This is a genomic window from Streptomyces sp. AA1529, from assembly GCF_000280905.1.
Taxonomy (GTDB): Bacteria; Actinomycetota; Actinomycetes; order Streptomycetales; family Streptomycetaceae; genus Streptomyces.
Window position 1 is genome coordinate 1 of sequence record NZ_ALAP01000072.1, and the last position, 16,860, is coordinate 16,860.

At 74.7% G+C, this 16,860-nt stretch carries 12 protein-coding genes; 8 read left to right on the forward strand and 4 right to left on the reverse strand.

All coding sequences use genetic code 11. The annotated features are described in order from the left end of the window. Positions 1-230 (reverse strand): hypothetical protein (locus A949_RS39205; RefSeq protein ID WP_237735868.1); only part of this gene is annotated, 230 nt, incomplete at its 3' end. Between the two features lie 136 nt (positions 231-366). Between A949_RS39205 and A949_RS0120230 the strand changes: the two genes are divergently transcribed. The 3 genes from A949_RS0120230 to A949_RS0120240 all read left to right on the forward strand — a co-directional run bounded on the left by A949_RS0120230 (position 367) and on the right by A949_RS0120240 (position 4,786). Further along, positions 367-1,176, forward strand: a complete 810-nt coding sequence (locus tag A949_RS0120230; protein ID WP_019357849.1) for an enoyl-CoA hydratase/isomerase family protein — start codon at positions 367-369, stop codon at positions 1,174-1,176. A 217-nt stretch (positions 1,177-1,393) separates the two neighbouring features. Beyond that, positions 1,394-2,266 (forward strand): SCO6745 family protein, encoded by an 873-nt coding sequence (locus A949_RS0120235; protein WP_019357850.1) that lies wholly within the window; start codon positions 1,394-1,396, stop codon positions 2,264-2,266. Between the two features lie 138 nt (positions 2,267-2,404). Then, positions 2,405-4,786 (forward strand): Tex family protein, encoded by a 2,382-nt coding sequence (locus tag A949_RS0120240; protein ID WP_019357851.1) that lies wholly within the window; start codon positions 2,405-2,407, stop codon positions 4,784-4,786. A 120-nt stretch (positions 4,787-4,906) separates the two neighbouring features. Here A949_RS0120240 and A949_RS0120245 read toward each other — a convergent pair whose 3' ends face one another. Further along, entirely contained in the window at positions 4,907-5,596 is a 690-nt protein-coding gene (locus tag A949_RS0120245) for a nitroreductase family protein (RefSeq protein WP_026004859.1), read from the reverse strand. A gap of 280 nt (positions 5,597-5,876) precedes the next feature. Here A949_RS0120245 and A949_RS0120250 point away from each other — a divergent pair, with 280 nt between their 5' ends. Further along, entirely contained in the window at positions 5,877-7,517 is a 1,641-nt protein-coding gene (locus tag A949_RS0120250; RefSeq protein ID WP_019357853.1) for an ABC-F family ATP-binding cassette domain-containing protein, read from the forward strand. Positions 7,518-7,526: 9 nt separating this feature from the next. Here the strand turns inward: A949_RS0120250 and A949_RS0120255 are convergent, their stop codons facing one another. Continuing rightward, positions 7,527-8,738, reverse strand: a complete 1,212-nt coding sequence (locus tag A949_RS0120255) for an ROK family transcriptional regulator (protein WP_019357854.1) — start codon at positions 8,736-8,738, stop codon at positions 7,527-7,529. 637 nt (positions 8,739-9,375) lie between these two features. Here A949_RS0120255 and A949_RS0120265 point away from each other — a divergent pair. The 4 genes from A949_RS0120265 (at position 9,376) to A949_RS0120280 (ending at position 15,576) form a co-directional block, all read left to right on the forward strand. Continuing rightward, a complete protein-coding gene (locus tag A949_RS0120265; protein ID WP_019357856.1) occupies positions 9,376-10,896 on the forward strand; it encodes an MGH1-like glycoside hydrolase domain-containing protein in 1,521 nt (506 codons plus the stop codon). A gap of 4 nt (positions 10,897-10,900) precedes the next feature. Beyond that, on the forward strand, positions 10,901-12,958 hold the full coding sequence (locus A949_RS0120270; protein WP_019357857.1) for an amylo-alpha-1,6-glucosidase: 2,058 nt from the start codon (positions 10,901-10,903) through the stop codon (positions 12,956-12,958). A 32-nt stretch (positions 12,959-12,990) separates the two neighbouring features. Continuing rightward, positions 12,991-13,953, forward strand: a complete 963-nt coding sequence (locus A949_RS0120275) for an FAD-dependent oxidoreductase (RefSeq protein ID WP_019357858.1) — start codon at positions 12,991-12,993, stop codon at positions 13,951-13,953. A 144-nt stretch (positions 13,954-14,097) separates the two neighbouring features. After that, positions 14,098-15,576, forward strand: a complete 1,479-nt coding sequence (locus A949_RS0120280; RefSeq protein ID WP_019357859.1) for a M1 family metallopeptidase — start codon at positions 14,098-14,100, stop codon at positions 15,574-15,576. Between the two features lie 171 nt (positions 15,577-15,747). Here A949_RS0120280 and A949_RS0120285 read toward each other — a convergent pair whose 3' ends face one another. Continuing rightward, positions 15,748-16,629: an oxygenase MpaB family protein gene (locus tag A949_RS0120285; protein WP_051019573.1), complete on the reverse strand. Its 882-nt coding sequence runs from the start codon at positions 16,627-16,629 to the stop codon at positions 15,748-15,750. Between the last annotated feature and the right edge of the window lie 231 nt (positions 16,630-16,860).

The following is a 16,860-nucleotide window of genomic DNA, read 5'->3' on the forward strand; positions in this document are numbered from 1 at the left end:
GTCCCGGGCTCGGCCCGGTGCTGCCGCTCCGGGTGCGGCCGCGGGGGCAGCACGGCGGCCGCCGCGGGCACCGGCCCCGCCGCAGCACCGCGTGCCGCGCCCAGGGGGCCGAACGCCTCTCCGGCCTGTGGAGCCTCGTCGACAACTCCGGACAGCTGCCCGCCGCGGCTCTCCATCTCCGCACCCACTCTCCTGCTCGGTACCTGGTGTACTTGCAGATGTACTTGCATTGCATGGTGGTACCGCGCGGTGCAGACCAGAGCGGGTGACCGTAACTTGGCACGTATCGATGACATTTGACAGAAGGCTTATGCCAGCTGGCAGCTCGGTGACAGAACCTGACGCTTCCTGGATACGATCACGCTCATGGAGCCGACCCTGCGCACCGCCCGCCACCAGGGCGTCGCGACCGTCACCCTCGACCGCCCGGCCAAGCGCAACGCCATGACCCCCGCCATGTGGCGCGGGCTGGCCGGGCTGCTGGCGGAGCTCGCCGCCGACCCGGACGTACGGGTCCTGGTGCTGACCGGGGCGCAGCGCACCTTCTGCGCGGGGGCGGACATCGGCACCCTGCGGGACGCGGCCCGGGCCGGGGACCCCGGGACGGGACAGCCGGAGAGCGAGGGATCCGGCGGCGCTGCCCGCGCGCAGCAGACCCTCGCCGTCGCCGCGGAGGAGGCCCTCGCCGCCTTCCCCAAGCCCACGGTGGCGGCCGTGCACGGGCACTGCGTCGGCGGCGGCTGCCAGCTCGCCGCCGCCTGCGACCTGCGGTTCGCCGCGCACGACGCGCTCTTCGGGATCACCCCGGCCAAGCTGGGCATCGTCTATCCGGCCTCCTCGACCGAGCGCCTGGTACGTCTGGTGGGGCCGGCCACCGCCAAGTTCCTGCTCTACTCGGGAGAGCTGATCGACGCGGAGCGGGCGCTGCGCACCGGACTGGTCGACGAGGTGCACCGCGGGGAGGAACTCGACGAAAGAGTCGCCGAGTTCGCGCGGACTCTGACCGCACGCTCCGCACTGACCCAGGCGGCCGCAAAGGACTTCGCGGACGGGCGCACCGGCCCCGAACGGGTCGGACACTGGCAGCGCGAAGCGGCGGCGAGCGGCGACGCGGCCGAGGGCGTGGCCGCCTTCCTGGCGCGACGCGCCCCGCGCTTCGGCCCCCCGCGGCACTGAAGCGGGACCGGCGGCACCGGACCGCCGGGTACCCGCCACCGCGGGCGGCAGCGCCGCGTCCGGGCGGCCGGGAACCGCGCGGGGACACCGCCCGGCGGTCGGCCCGGCACCCGTCGTGCCCGCCCGGCGGGCGCGGCGTCCGAAGGGTGGCCGGCGGGTCCGGAGCCGCCGGTTCCCCGCCCTTCAAGTCGTCCGTACCGACCGGTAGCGTACGGGCATGACGCCACTTCCCGAACGCGCCGGGCGGCGCTGCCACAACGCCCTGAACGCCCTGCACTCCGCGCTCTACTTCTCACCCGCGCTGGGGAAGGAACTCTCGCCCTACGGCATCGACGACCCGCGCGCGATCAACCTGTCCTCGCGGTCCGCGCCGCTGGGCGCGGTGGGCGCGGGCGCGGTGACGGCCACCTTCTACAACTACAGCCACGCCCTGGTCGCGCGGTTCGTACCCGCGGTGTGGGACGCCGCCTCGCCCGAGACCGTCCTGGCCGCGCGGCTGCGTGCGGCCGACACGATGCTGCGGCACCTGCTGGGCGAGGACGCCGTCCGCTCGGCGGAGATGACCGAGGCCGCCCGGCTGGCGCTGCGCGCCGCCGAGGGGTGCACCCGCTCCGGACGGCCGCTGCACGCCGCCAACGCGGACCTTCCGGTCCCCCCGCTCGACGACTCGCCGCACCTGGCGCTGTGGCACGCGGCGACGCTGCTGCGCGAGCACCGCGGGGACGGCCACATCGCCGTACTGCAGAACGCCGAACTCGACGCGCTGGAAGCGCTGGTCAGCCACACCGCCAGCGGACACGGGATGAACCCCGCGTGGGTGATGAGCACCCGCGGCTACAACGAGCAGGACTGGACCGCGGCGCAGCAGCGGCTGACCGGGCGCGGGCTGCTGGACGGCGAGGGCGAGCTGACCGAGCGGGGCACCGAGCTGCGCAAGCACCTCGAGGAGGAGACCGACCGGCTGGACCGCCGCCCCTACGAACTGCTGGGCGCCGAGGGCGTGGCGCGGCTGACCGAGCTGGCGGGCGGGTTCACGCAGGCGGCGATCGGGGCGGGCGCGTTCCCCGCCGACCTGCTCGGCAAGGGCTGAGCCGCGGCTGCGCGGGGCGGTCCGCGCCCGCCCCGCGGGGCCCGCCGTCCCGCCCGCCTGCACGGGCCTGTCGGACACGCCTGCCACAATGCATGCCTACCGGGGGACAACAGCACCGAGAAGGCGGAACGAACCATCGTGACGACGACGATCGAAGGCAGGATCGCCGAGGAACTCGGCGTACGCGAGCGGCAGGTCCGCGCCGCAGTCGAGCTGCTCGACGGCGGGTCGACCGTGCCGTTCATCGCGCGCTACCGCAAGGAAGCGACCGAGACGCTCGACGACGCGCAGCTGCGCTCCCTGGAGGAGCGACTGCGCTATCTGCGGGAGCTGGAGGAGCGGCGCGCGTCGATCCTGGAGTCCGTGCGCGGCCAGGGGAAGCTCACCGACGAGCTCGCGGAGCAGATCCGGGCCGCCGATTCCAAAGCGCGCCTGGAGGACATCTACCTGCCCTACAAGCCCAAGCGGCGCACCAAGGCGCAGATCGCCCGCGAGGCGGGCCTCGAACCGCTCGCCGAGGGCCTGCTGGCGGACCCGTCGGTGGAGCCGCCGGCCGCTGCCGCCGCCTTCGTCGACGCCGACAAGGGCGTCGGGGACGCCGCCGCGGCCCTGGAGGGCGCGCGCGCCATCCTCGCCGAGCGCTTCAGCGAGGACGCCGACCTGATCGGCGAGCTGCGCGAGCGCATGTGGGGGCAGGGCAGGCTGTCCGCCCGGGTGCGGGAGGGCAAGGAGGAGCAGGGCGCCAAGTTCGCCGACTACTTCGACTTCTCCGAGAGCTTCACCGAGCTGCCCTCGCACCGGATCCTGGCACTGCTGCGGGCCGAGAAGGAGGAAGTGCTCGACCTCACGATGGAGCCCGAGCCGGCCGGGGCGGAGCAGGAGGGCCCGAGCTCCTACGAGCGTTCGGTCGCGCACCGCTTCGGTGTGCGCGACGAGGGCCGCGCGGCGGACCCGTGGCTGGCGGAGACGGTGCGCTGGGCGTGGCGTACCCGGATCCTGGTGCACCTGGGCATCGATCTGCGCACCCGGCTGCGCGCCGCGGCCGAGGACGAGGCCGTGCGGGTCTTCGCGACCAACCTGCGCGATCTGCTGCTGGCCGCTCCCGCCGGTACCCGTGCCACCCTCGGCCTGGACCCGGGGCTGCGCACGGGCGTGAAGGTGGCCGTGATCGACGCGACGGGCAAGGTCGCCGCAACGGACACGGTCTATCCGCACGCGCCGCAGAAGCAGTGGGACGAGGCGCTGGCGAAGCTGGCCGCGCTCGCCGAGGCGCATCAGGTGGAGCTGGTCGCGATCGGGAACGGCACGGCCTCCCGCGAGACGGACAAGCTGGCCGGTGAGCTGGTCGCCGCGAAGCCGCAGCTGAAGCTCACCAAGGTGATGGTCTCGGAGGCGGGTGCCTCGGTCTACTCCGCCTCGGCCTACGCCTCGCAGGAGCTGCCCGAGCTGGACGTGTCGCTGCGCGGCGCGGTCTCCATCGCCCGCCGGCTGCAGGATCCGCTGGCCGAGCTGGTGAAGATCGACCCGAAGTCCATCGGCGTGGGCCAGTACCAGCACGATCTGTCCGAGGTGAAGCTGTCGCGCTCGCTGGACGCCGTGGTGGAGGACTGCGTGAACGGCGTCGGGGTGGACGTCAACACGGCTTCCGCTCCGCTGCTCTCCCGGGTGTCGGGGATCGGCTCGGTGCTGGCCGGGAACATCGTGGCGCACCGGGACGCGCACGGCCCGTTCAAGGGCCGCCAGGAGCTCAAGGACGTCTCCCGGCTCGGCCCCAAGGCGTTCGAGCAGTGTGCGGGCTTCCTGCGCATCCGCGGCGGCGACCCGCTGGACGCCTCGGCGGTGCACCCGGAGGCGTATCCGGTGGTCCGCGGGATGGTCGCCAGGGCGGGCACCGACGTGCCGTCGCTGATCGGCAACGCGAAGGCGCTGCGGGCGCTGGACCCGCAGGAGTTCGTGGACGGCTCGTTCGGGCTGCCCACCGTCACCGACATCCTGCGCGAGCTGGAGAAGCCGGGCCGCGACCCGCGGCCCGCGTTCCGCACGGCGAGCTTCAAGGAGGGGGTCGAGAAGCTCGGCGACCTCTCCGCCGGCATGGTGCTGGAGGGCGTGGTCACCAACGTCGCGGCGTTCGGCGCCTTCGTGGACGTCGGTGTGCACCAGGACGGTCTGGTGCACGTCTCGGCGATGTCGAAGACGTTCGTGAAGGACCCGCGCGACGTGGTCAAGCCCGGCGACATCGTCCGGGTGCGGGTGCTGGAGGTCGACGAGGCGCGGAAGCGGATCTCGCTCACCCTGCGGCTGGACGACGAGCCCGGGACGGGCGGGGGCGGCGGTGCGCGGCGCGGCGGCCGGGACCGGCGCCGCGACGGCTCCGGCAAGGCCCCCGCGGGTGCCCCGCGGCAGCGGCAGGGTTCGCCCAAGGGGGGCTCGGGCGGCAAGCGCCGGGGCCAGGGCGCGTCGGCTCCGGCGCCGAACAACAACGAGATGGCCGAGGCGCTCCGCCGCGCGGGCCTGGCCTGACCGGCGGTCCGAGCGGCCGGCCGGCAGCGCGCCGGGGACGGGTGACACCTCGTCCGTCCCCGGCGGCGCCCCTTCCGGCGGTCGCCCGGACCGGGCCCGCGGCGCGGCCTGCGGGGGTGCTCACAACCGCACCAGCACCTCGTCCAACTGCTTGCGCTCCAGGTCAGGCACCCGGGCGCCGGGGGCCGGGTAGCCGACCGGGATGACGTAGGCGCCGCGTTCCTCGGCCGGGCGGTCGCAGATCTCGTTGAGGAAGCGCATCGGGCTGGGTGTGTGGGTGAGCGTGGCCAGCCCCGCCTGGTGGAGGGAGGCGAGCAGGAAGCCGACGGCGATGCCGACGGACTCCTTGGTGTAGTAGGGGCGCGGGGTGTGCGGTCCCTTGTGCACCTCGAAGACGACGAGGACGGCGGGCGCGGTCTCCAGGAACGGCTTGTGCTCGTCGGTGCCGAGCGGGGCGAGCGCCTCCAGCCACTCGTCCGAGGCGCGGCGCCCGTAGAAGGCGCGCTCCTCCTCCTCGGCGGCGGCGCGCAGCCGCCGCTTGCGCTCGGGGTCGGTGAGGACGACGAACCGCCAGGGCTGGACGTGCGCTCCGCTGGGGGCGGTCGCGGCGGTGCGGACCGCCCATTCCAGGACTCCGTCGGGCACCGGCCGGTCGTCGAAGTCGCGGACGGTGCGGCGGCGCGCCATGATCTCGTGGAACGACCTGGCACGCTCCTGCGCCTGCGGGGCGGGGACGTCCAGCGGGCGGAGCGGAACCGTGGGGAGCCGGCTCGGACCGGAAGCGGGACTGGGCTCACTGGTACGGACCATGCCCGCAGCACAGCACATCGCGGCGCGCGGAAAAAGGCTTGCGGCACCGGAGGCGGGGACGTAGCGTCTTGGACGGTTCTGTTGTCGCCGTGAGGAGAGGCCGTTGCGTATCTGAGGTCTGAGACACCGTGTGCCCTGTCTGTGTGCCACGAGTGCGACCTCGGAAGCGAGTCGGCCGACTGCTGCCCCTCTCCTCTTCTGATCCCCGTCCCGGTGTATCCGTCCGGGCCCGGTGTCTCCATGTTGCTCATCCACACCGTGATGCGACCAGGAGGCCCCTGTGACCACTTCCGCACCTTCCCTCATCTGCTCCCGGCTGACCTTCTCCTGGCCGGACGGCACTCCGCTGCTGACCGATTTCGACCTGTCCGTCGGCCCCGGACGCACCGGCCTGATCGGCCTCAACGGCACCGGGAAGTCCACCCTGCTGCGGCTGCTGGCGGGCGAACTGCGGCCGGACGCGGGGAACGTCACGGTCCGGGGCGAGGTGGGCTACCTGCCGCAGAACCTCACCCTGGACACCTCCCTGCGGGTGGACGAGGCGCTGGGGGTCGCCCGCGCCCGGGCAGCGCTGCACGCCATCGAGGCGGGGGACGTGGGCGAGGAGCAGTTCGCCGCCGTGGGCGACGACTGGGACGTCGAGGAGCGTGCCCGGGCGACGCTGGACCAGCTCGGTCTGCACCACATCGGCCTCGACCACACCATCGGTGAGATGTCCGGCGGCGAGTCGGTACTGCTGCGGCTGGCCGCTCTGCTGCTGGCCGGGCCGGACATCCTGCTGCTGGACGAGCCGACCAACAACCTCGACCGGACGGCCCGCCACCGGCTGCAGGAGGCGGTCTCCTCGTTCCGGGGGGTGCTCGTCGTGGTCAGCCACGATCGCGAACTGCTGTCGCTGGTCGACCGGATCGCCGACCTGCGCGGCGGTGAGGTGACCTGGTACGGCGGCGATCTGGAGGCGTACGAGGCCGCTGTCGCCGCCGAACAGCAGGCGGCGGAGCGGATGGTGCGCGCGGCCGAGACCGATGTGCGGCGCCAGCGGAGGGAGCTGGCCGAGGCGCGGATGAAGCTGGCCCGGCGGGCGCAGTACGGCAGCAAGCAGGCCGCGGCCGGGAGCGAGCCGAAGATCCTGCTGGGCGCCCGCAAGCGGCAGGCGCAGGAGACGGCGGGCAGGCACCGCCTGCTGCACGAGCAGCGGCTGGACGAGGCGCGGCAGCAGTTGGAGGAGGCGTCCGAGCGGGTCCGGGACGACTCGGCGATCCGCGTCGACCTGCCCTCGACCGCGGTGCCGCGCGGACGGCGGGTCCTGGAGATGCGGGAGGTGGAGCTGCGGCACGGCCCCCGGATCGACCTCGACGTGCACGGGCCGGACCGGATCGCGCTGGTCGGGCCGAACGGTGCGGGCAAGACGACGCTGCTGCGGACCCTGGCCGGGCAGCTCCCGCCGGTCGCGGGCGAGGTGCACACGCATGTGCCGCTGCGCCATCTGCCGCAGCGGCTGACGGTGCTCGACGACCGGCTGTCCGTCGTGGAGAACGTCGCGCGCTCGGCGCCGCAGGCCACCAATCAGCAGATCCGCGCCCGGCTCGCGCGGTTCCTGCTGCGCGGCAAGCGGGCCGACCGCGCGGTGGGCACGCTCTCGGGCGGCGAGCGCTTCCGGGCCGCGCTCGCCGCCGTCCTGCTGGCGGACCCGGCGCCCCAGTTGCTGATGCTGGACGAACCGACCAACAATCTGGACGAGTCCAGCGCACGGCAGTTGCGGGACGCGCTGACGGCGTACGAGGGTGCTCTGCTGATCGCCAGCCACGACCTCCCGTTCCTGGAGGAGTTGGGCATCACCCGCTGGCTGGGGCTGCGGGACGGGGCGCTGCTGGAGGCAGCCCCGCAGGAACTCGGCCTCCGGCCGGCGGAGGGCGACTGACCGGCGGGCTCATCCGGCGAGGGCGGCCAGGCGGGCGTCGGCGCGGGCGGGAGCGTAGCGGTCCTCGACGACCAGCGCCGCGGCACCGGCCAGGCCCGCGCGCTCGCCGAGCCGGGAGGTGACCACGTTCAGGTGCGCGGTCGTACGGGGCATGGCGCGCTGGTACAGCAGTTCCCGTACGCCGGTCACGAACGGGGTGCCCGCCAGGTCACCGGCGATCATCAGCACCCCGGGGTTGAGCAGGGTGACCACCGTGACCAGCACCTCCCCCACCAGCCGTCCGGCGTCCCGGGCCAGCCGCACCGCCTCCGGCCGGCCGGCGGCGAGGTGGTCGCGGACGCCGGAGCCGGAGGTGGTGGGCACTCCGGCGGCGGTGAGCTGGTCGGCCAGCGCCCGGCCGCTGGCGACGGCGGCGAGGCAGCCGTGGTTGCCGCACATGCACAGCGCGTCGGGGAAGTCGTGCAGCCGGATGTGCCCGATGTCGCCCGCGCCGCCGTCCGTGCCCCGGTAGGGCTGCCCGTCGACGACGACCCCGGCGCCGATCCCGGTGGCGACCTTGACCAGCAGGAACGCCGCACAGTCGGGGTAGCCGGCGCGTTGTTCGGCGTAGGCCATGAGGTTGGCGTCGTTGTCGACGAGGACGGCCGGAGGCGCCGCGGACGGCACATGGGCCGCGTAGGCGGCCCGCATCCGGTCGGGCAGCGGGCAGCCGTCCCAGCCGGGCATGATCGGCGGCTGGACGACCACTCCGGAGTCGACGTCGACCGGGCCGGGCACCGACAGACCGATGCCGCAGACGCGGGCCGGGTCCGTGCCGTGCTCGGCGAGCAGCGCGGCGAACCACCGCGCCAGCCGGTCGAGCACCGTATCGGGACCGTCGCCGACGAGCATCGGGCCGGAGGTGCGGGCCAGCACGTTCCCGGCGAGGTCGAGCAGGCCGGCGGTGGCGTGCCGGGTACCGAGGTCGGCTGCGAGGACCACGGCGTGCCCGGCGTCGAACTCCAGCCGTGTCGAGGGCCGCCCACCGGTGGAGCCGGGCTCGGGCGCGGGCTCGCCCTCGCGCAGCCAGCCCGCGGCGAAGAGCTGGTCGAGCCGGTGGCCGACGGTGGACCTGGACAGCCCGGTGACCTGCTGCAGAGCCCCGCGGGTGGTGGCCCGGCCGTCCCGGATGAGCCGCAGCAGGTGGCCAGCGCTCGACTGGTTGCCGGTGGTGCCGGTCATGCTCTCCTCAGCTCTCGTCCGCTCTCGTCCCCGGGCGCCGGTCCGCGGTCAGCGGCGCCCGGCGGCGGGAACGGCAGGACGACGGGGACGGTGTGGATACCACCGCATCCTGCCATCAGCGCCGCTCAGCGGCCCCGGCGCCGTCCGCCGCCCGGCCGGCTGCGGGCGCGGCCCGTCGGTGCCGTCCGGCTGCCGGGCCCGGTGCGGCCCACCGTGCCGGGACCGCCGCCTCGGTCCCGAACCCGCGCCCAGGGTGCGGCGCCCTCGACGTCGCGGGGCCCGGCGCCGCTCGCGCCGGGTTCGGGGACCCCGGCCCCTGGTTCCGACGGCGAGTGACACATCTCATCGTCAGTTATGTCTGTTCACGAGACGTAACTGCGAGGTATCTTCGACGAAATTCATGAAGCCCGGCAGCCGCACCGTGGCCGCGGCGGAAACGGGAGCGCGCACAGGGACCCGGACACGGACATATGCCGTGCGGGCGGCGGACGAGGGAACGCGAAGGGCGGAACATGGTCAGCACGGCCTGCCGGGAGCGGCCGCTTCCGGACGGCGAGGAGGCGCTTCCCGACGGGCGGAGGACGCCGGGCGGACGCACCCCGGCGGGCGGTGCCGCCCGTCCCGGCGGGGTGGCGCGGTGACCCCTCCGCTGCCGTCCACCGGTGTCGGCCCCGCCGCCGCGCGTGCCCGTGCCGCCGCCCCGCCGCCACACCCGGAACACCGCGGACTGCGCCGCTCCGCCCGCCGGGTACTGCTCGCCAACCGGAACGGCACCTCCACCGTGCCCTCCCGCGCGCTGTATCCGCACCAGTGGAGCTGGGACTCGGCGTTCATCGCCATCGGGCTGCGCCACCTCTCCCCGGTACGGGCGCAGCAGGAGTTGGAGACGCTGCTGTCCGCGCAGTGGGGTGACGGCCGCGTCCCGCACATCGTCTTCAACCCGGCGGTACCGCTCGACGCCTACTTCCCCGGCCCCGACTTCTGGCGCTCCTCCTCGGCGGGCGCCGCCGCCGGGGCGCCGCGCACGGTCGAGACCTCCGGTGTGGTGCAGCCGCCCGTGCACGCGCTGGCCGCCTGGCTGGTGCACCGCGCCGACCCGCGCGCCTCGGCCCGGCGCGCCTTCCTGGCCGGGGTGTACCCGCGGCTCGCGGCCTGGCACCGCTACCTCGCCGAGCACCGGGATCTGGGCGGAGGCGGACTGGCCGCCGCGGTGCACCCCTGGGAGCCGGGCATGGACAACAGTCCGTGCTGGGACGGGCCGCTGGCCCGGATCGAACCGGCTGATCCGGCGTCGTTCCGCCGTGCCGACCTGGCGCACGGCGCGGCAGGGGACCGGCCCACCGACCTGGACTACGGACGCTATGTCCGGCTGGCCGCCGAGTACCGCGAGACCGGCTACCGCGACGCGGCGGCCACGCACCCCTTCGCCGTGGAGGACCCGGGGTTCAACGCCCTGCTCATCGCCTCCGAGTACGCGCTGGCCCGGATCGCGGCGGAGCTGCACGGTGACGCCGCACTCCACCGCAGGCGCGCCGCGGCCCGCACGGAGGCACTGGTGGAGCGGCTGTGGTCGCCGCGGACCGGCCAGTTCCACTGCCGCGATCTGCGGGCCGGGGCGGCTTCGGGCGGCGCCGGGCACGGCGGCACGCTGGTGCCCGAACGCAGCGCCGCGGGGCTGCTGCCGCTGATGGCGCCCGGACTGCCCCGGCCCCTGGTCGAGACGCTGCTGCGCACCGTCGAGGGCGACCACTTCGGACTGGGCACCCGGGTGCGGCTGCTGCCCAGCTACGACCTGCGCGGCGCGTGCTTCGACCGGAACCGCTACTGGCGGGGCCCGGCCTGGTTCAACGTCAACTGGCTGCTGGAGCGCGGGTTCCGGGAGCACGGCGAGCACGCGCGGGCCGACGTGCTGCGCGCGGAGGTGCTGCACGCCGCGGCGGCCAGCGGCTTCGCGGAGTACCTCGACCCGTACACCGGGCAGGGGCACGGCGCCCGCGACTTCAGCTGGACGGCCGCACTCGCCCTGGACCTGCTGGGGCGGGAGGCGGACACCGCAGAGACCGAAAGTGCCCGGGACACCGCCCCGGGAACGGGCGCCGCACCCTCCGCGCCCGTACCCGCGCCCTCGCCCGTACCACCGTCCGAGAAGGGACCCTGACCCCATGACGGCGATCGAGCACCGGCTGCTCGTGCACGACGGGACCTTCGCGGTGCTGGCCGCCTCCGGGGACATCGCCGGGCACAGGGGGGCGCTGCCCGCGGACGGGCTCTTCCGCCGGGAGACCCGCCATCTGAGCCGGTGGCAGCTGACGCTGGACGGCGCCGCCCCCACCGTGCTCGTGCCGGCGCGGGACGACGTCCGCCTCCCCCCGTCCGCAGCCGCGGACGGGCTCGCGGACCGGGAAGGCAACACCGGCGGCGGTGCGGTCGTCCTCACCCCGCACGGGACCCGCGAGGCCCCGCCCGCCTGCACCGTCTTCCGTGAGCAGGCCGTGGTGGACGGTGCGCTGACCGAGCGGATACGCGTCGTCAGCAATCAGGGCACGGCTGCCCCGATACGGTTGAGCCTGACCGTGGACGCCGACTTCGCCGACCAGGCGGAACTGCACTCCCCGCGCGAGGAGTTCACCGGGCCGCAGCGTGCGCGCAGCACCGTCGCCCGCCCGGACGGCGTCGAGTTCCACTACCGGCGGGGCACGAGCCGGCACACCCGCACGGTCGTCACCGCTGATCCCGCGCCCGCCGAGGCCGCGGACGCGGAAAGCCCCGTGGGCACGGCAGGCGCCGGGCCCGACGCAACGGCCCGCAGGCTGAGCTGGCTCCTGGAACCGGCCCCGCACACGGCGGTCGAGCTGCGGCTGTGCGTACGGACGCTGCCGCACGGCACTCCGGACACGGCAGCCCCCGGCCCCGCCGAGGCGCCGGACCCGGCCACCGTGCGGTCCGAACTGGCCGCCGCGCGGCACGCGTTCGCCACCGCCGAGCCCCGGCCCGGCCTGCGCACCACCCGGCCGGAACTGGCCCGCGCCTGCGAACAGGGACTCGCGGACCTGGCCGGACTCTGCGTCACCGTCCCCGGGCCGGACGGTGCCCCACTGCGCGTGCCGGGCGCCGGAGCGCCCTGGTATCCGACCCTGTTCGGCCGGGACTCGCTCCTGACGTCGTTCTTCACACTGCCCTACCGTCCGCTGCTCGCCGAGGCCACGCTGCTCGCGCTGGCGGCCGCCCAGGACGGCGAGGCGGAGCCGGGTCGGATCGCCGAGCCGGGGAAGATCCTGCACGAGCTGCGGCACGGTGAGCTGACCGCCTTCGGGCGGCTGCCGCGCGGGCGCTCCTACGACTCCGTCGACTCCACCCCGCTCTTCCTCGTCCTCCTGGGCGCCTACGCGGAGCAGCGGGGGGCCGCGGGAGCGGAGCTCGCCCGCCGTCTGGAGCCGCAGGCGCGGGCCGCGGTGCGGTGGATGTTCGACCGGGGCGGGCTGGCGGACCTGGGCTATCTGGCCTGCCGGCCCGGCGAGGGCGGCGGGGGTGACCGGAGCTGGAAGGACTCGCCCGGTGCGATCTGCGCGGCCGACGGCACCCTGCCGACCGGTGCCGTGCTGGTGGCGGAGGTGCAGGGATATGCGTACGACGCGCTGTGCCGCACCGCCGAGCTCGCCCGTGCGGTCTGGGGCGATCCGGGTTACGCGGGCTCGCTGGAGCGGGCCGCGGCGGGCCTGCGGGAGCGCTTCGGCGCCGACTTCTGGCTGCCCGAGCGGGGCTTCCCGCCGCTCGCGCTGGAGGAGTCGGGCCGGAAGGTGGATGCGCTCGCCTCCGACGCGGGGCATCTGCTCTGGTCGGGCATCCTGGGGCAGCGCCGGGGCGAGACGGTGGGGCGGCGGCTGCTGGAACCGGACTTCTTCTCCGGGTGGGGGGTGCGCACCCTCGCCGCCGGGCAGGCCGCCTACCATCCGCTCTCCTGCCACCGGGGCGGCATCCAGCCGCAGGACAACGCGCTGATCGCGCTCGGCCTGGCCCGCTACAGCCTGCGGGCCGAGGCGGCGCGCCTCGCGGACGGGCTGCTGGCCGCCGCCGAGCGCAGCGGCGACCGACTGCCGCAGGTGCTGGCCGGCTACGCCCGCGAGGACGTTCCGGAGCCGGTGCCCTCTCCGCACGGAGGTGCGCCGCGCGCCTGGTCGGCGGCCGCTCCGCTGGCCCTGCTGGCGGCGCTGGGCCGGTGACCTGCCGGTGCCCGGCACCGTAGGGTCGCGGCATGAGCGAGGTGACGGGTACGGCGGCGGGCAGCGCACGGCGGACCGGGGGCGTGGTCGTCCTCGGCGGCGGCGTCATCGGGCTGACCACGGCGGTGGTCCTGGCGGAGCGCGGAGCGGACGTGCGCGTGTGGAGTCCGAGCCCGCCGGAGGGGACGACCTCGGCGGTGGCCGGCGGCCTGATCTGGCCGTACCGGATCGCACCGGAGCGGCAGACCCTGGACTGGGCGGTCCGCTCCTTCCGGCACTTCTCCTGGCTGGCCGAGCAGCCGCCGGCCACCGGGGTGCGGCTGGTGCGCGGGCAGTTTGCGGACAGCACGCCGCCCGCGGAGTGGAGCGCGCTGACCGGCACGCCGCCGCGCACTCCGCTGGTCGACATGGGCCGCTATCTCGGCTTTCTGCGGCGCCGTCTGGATGCCGCGGGCGGGCGCTGGGAGCAGCGTGCGGCCGGTTCGCTCGCCGAGGCGGCGGCCGAAGCCCCCACGGTGGTGAACTGCGGCGGGCTCGGCGCCCGTGAGCTGGTGCCCGACCCGGAGGTGCGGCCGGTGCGCGGCCAGATCCTCGTGGTGGAGAACCCGGGCGTCGAGGAGTGGTATGTCGCCGCGGGCGCCGGTGCCCGGGAGACGACGTACCTCCTGCCGCAGCCCTACGGCCTGGTACTCGGCGGCACGGCCGAGGACGGCGTCGAGGAGCGGGAGCCGGATCCGGAGACGGCGGCGGCGATCGTGCGCCGGTGCGCCGCCGTCCACCCGGAGGTGGCGGAGGCCAGGGTGCTCGCACACCGGGTGGGGCTGCGGCCGTTCCGGCCCCGGGTCCGGCTGGAGGCGGAGCGGATTCCCGACGGGCTGGGCGGCACGGCGCTGTGCGTGCACAACTACGGGCACGGCGGCGCGGGCGTCACCGTCTCCTGGGGGTGCGCGGTGGACGCGGCCCGGCTGGTGGAGCCGCCCGAGGCGCGCGGATGACCTACCCGCACCGGAGCGGCGGCTGCCGGGACCCGTTTCCCGGGTGCGGCCGGATGACGCTGGTTGCTGTGGACATGCAATGTGACACGGGAGTACACACGTTCACGGAGAAGTGATCCCTGTCGCAGATGAGTTGGAGGACTCGTGCGCCACAGACTGATCGTCCCGGGTGCGGCAGCGGCGGCCCTGCTGCTGCTCGCGGCCCCGGCCTCGGCGGCCGAACCGACTCCGGGAGCACCGGGCGCGGGCGACCCCTACTACCCGGACTACGGGAACGGCGGCTACGACGTCTCCCACTACGACCTTCGGCTCACCTACCGGCCGAAGACGGACGAACTGGCGGGCACCGCCACCCTGCTGGCCACCGCCGAGCAGGATCTGTCCCGGTTCAACCTGGACTTCGCACTGGACGTCACCGACGTGCGGGTGAACGGGAAGAAGGCCCGCTTCCGCACCTCCGGGGCGCACGAGTTGCGCATCACCCCGGCCCGGCCGCTCGCCGAGGGCGAGAAGGCGACCGTCGTGGTGCGCTACCACGGGACGCCCTCGAAGGTGAAGGTGGACGGCTTCACCTCCTGGCACCGCACCCCGGACGGCGGGGTGGCGGCCAACGAGCCCGAGTCCGCCTGGTGGTGGTTCCCCAGCAACGACCACCCCACCGACAAGGCGAGCTACGACGTCAGCGTCGCCGTCCCCGAGGGCACCCAGGCCCTCAGCAACGGCACCCTCCAGTCGCAGCGCACCCGGGCCGGCTGGACGCGCTTCAACTGGCGTTCCCGCGCCCCGCAGGCCACCTATCTGGCCACTCTGGCGGTCGGCAGGTTCGACATCACGACGTCCGAGACCGACTCCGGACTGCCCGTCGTCAACGCCTACAGCAAGGACCTGGGCGAGCACGAGGGCGCCGCCCGGGCCAGCGTCGAGCGGACCGCGGAACTGACCGGGTGGCTGGAGGGGTACTTCGGCAGCTACCCGTTCGACGCGCTGGGCGGCTATGTGCCCAACACCGACACGACCTTCGCGCTGGAGACCCAGACCCGCCCCTTCTACAGCCCCGACGACTTCGCGGACGGCTCCAACACCTCCGTTGTCGTGCACGAGATGGCCCACCAGTGGTACGGGGACAGCGTCTCGGTGAAGGGCTGGAAGGACATCTGGCTCAACGAGGGATTCGCGCGGTACGCGCAGTGGCTCTGGTCCGAGGACCAGGGTGAGGGCACCGCACAGGAACTGGCCGACTACGCCTACGCCTCGCACCCGGCCGACGATCCCTTCTGGAAGGTCGCGCCGGGCGACCCCGGCCCCGACAACCAGTTCCACCGGGCGGTCTACGACCGGGGCGCCATGGCCCTGCAGGCGCTGCGCAACAGGATCGGCGACAAGGACTTCCTCGCCCTGCTGAAGGGCTGGCCCAAGGCGCACCGGGGCGGCAACGCCGAGGTGGGCGACTTCGTCGCCTACGCGGAGAAGGTGTCCGGCGAGCCGCTGGCCGGGCTCTTCGACACCTGGCTGTACCAGCCCTCGAAGCCCGCCGCGCACGCGTCGGCCTTCACCGCCGACCGTGCTCCGGAGCGCCCCCGCTCCTGGAAGCAGATCCACACGGCGGACCACCCGCGCCGCTGACCCCGGCACGCTCCTCCGGTGCTCCGCCCGGCGGGGCGCCGCCCCCCCGTGGAGCGCCCGGCCCCTCGTCCGCGCCGCCGCGGGCGGAGGGCCGGGCGCTGCCCTGACCTGGCCCTCCCGGCCCGGCCGTGCTCCGGCCGGGCCGCCTCGCAGCCGGGTCCCGGCGCGGGGTCAGCGGCGGCGTTCGGCGCGGGCACGGCGGGCGTAGGGCAGATAGCGGAGGCGCTCCGGGAGGAGCGGGAGGGTCCGCGCGAGCACCCGGCCCAGGCGGCGCAGCCGCCGCTCCTGACGCGACGTCCAGGGCAGCCCCAGGACCTGGCGCGCCTCGGGCGGCATCAGCCCCACGGTCAGGAAGCGACGGAGCCGGGCGAACCCGGGAACGACCAGCGGCCACACCGCACGGACGGCCCCTCGCACGGGCCGCGGCCCCCAGGGCGGCGGCGGGATGTCGGTGTTCAGCGAGGTGAGCTCGCGGACCACCCGGGTGGGTTCGATCTCCTCGGCCAGCATCCGGTGCCAGTAGGGCCAGAACTCCTCCCGCGTCTGCGGCATGTCCCGCTCGTGGATGCCCAGCACCCGGCCGACCTGGAGCCACTCGGCGTACAGCTGCCGCTCCTCGGCGTCGGTGTAGGGACGGCGGCCGAGGTAGCGCTGCGCGTGCCGGTAGGTGGGGAAGCCGGTGGCGTGCACCCACGCGTAGTAGGCGGGGGTCAGCGCATGGTAGCGGCGGCCGTGCGCGTCGCTGCCCTGGATGTGTTTGTGCAGCTCACGCAGTCTGCGCCCTTCCTCGACCCCCTCCTGGCCGCCGTAGACCCACAGCAGGAAGCTGCCCAGCGAGCGCTCCCCGCGGCCCCAGGGGTCGGTGCGGAAGACGGAGTGCTCGTCCACTCCGGCGCCGACGGCGGGGTGGGCGACCTGCAGGGTGAGCGCGGCGGGCAGCATCAGGAGCTGGCGGACCTCGCCGACCACGTCCCACAGGATGCCGTCCGGGGGCGGCGGCTCCGGCCCGGTGCGCACTGGCTGTCGTCCCTCGCTCGTCTGCACACTTCTCATGATGCCTCCGGGGCCCGCACGACGCTCTGCGGCCACCGGTTCCGGCGCGGCGCGAGGTGCGGAACGCGGATGCGGCCGACGGGGCGGCGGAGCCGAACCGGTCGCGGATGTTTTTGCCGCAGTAGCACCCCAGTGTTACCTACTGATCACTAACTGACTTATATTGGTGCGGCGTTGATCGGAGGGCTGCGGCTCAGCTCTCGCCTCTGCCCGGTTCCGTTTCCTAGGACC

Bases quoted from the DNA above. Each gene is read 5' to 3' on its own strand.
- A949_RS0120230 (WP_019357849.1), top strand. From the start codon at position 367: ATGGAGCCGACCCTGCGCACCGCCCGCCACCAGGGCGTCGCGACCGTC.
- A949_RS0120235 (WP_019357850.1), top strand. From the start codon at position 1,394: ATGACGCCACTTCCCGAACGCGCCGGGCGGCGCTGCCACAACGCCCTG.
- A949_RS0120245 (WP_026004859.1), bottom strand. From the start codon at position 5,596: ATGGTCCGTACCAGTGAGCCCAGTCCCGCTTCCGGTCCGAGCCGGCTC.
- A949_RS0120255 (WP_019357854.1), bottom strand. From the start codon at position 8,738: ATGACCGGCACCACCGGCAACCAGTCGAGCGCTGGCCACCTGCTGCGG.
- A949_RS0120270 (WP_019357857.1), top strand. From the start codon at position 10,901: ATGACGGCGATCGAGCACCGGCTGCTCGTGCACGACGGGACCTTCGCG.
- A949_RS0120275 (WP_019357858.1), top strand. From the start codon at position 12,991: ATGAGCGAGGTGACGGGTACGGCGGCGGGCAGCGCACGGCGGACCGGG.
- A949_RS0120285 (WP_051019573.1), bottom strand. From the start codon at position 16,629: ATGAGAAGTGTGCAGACGAGCGAGGGACGACAGCCAGTGCGCACCGGG.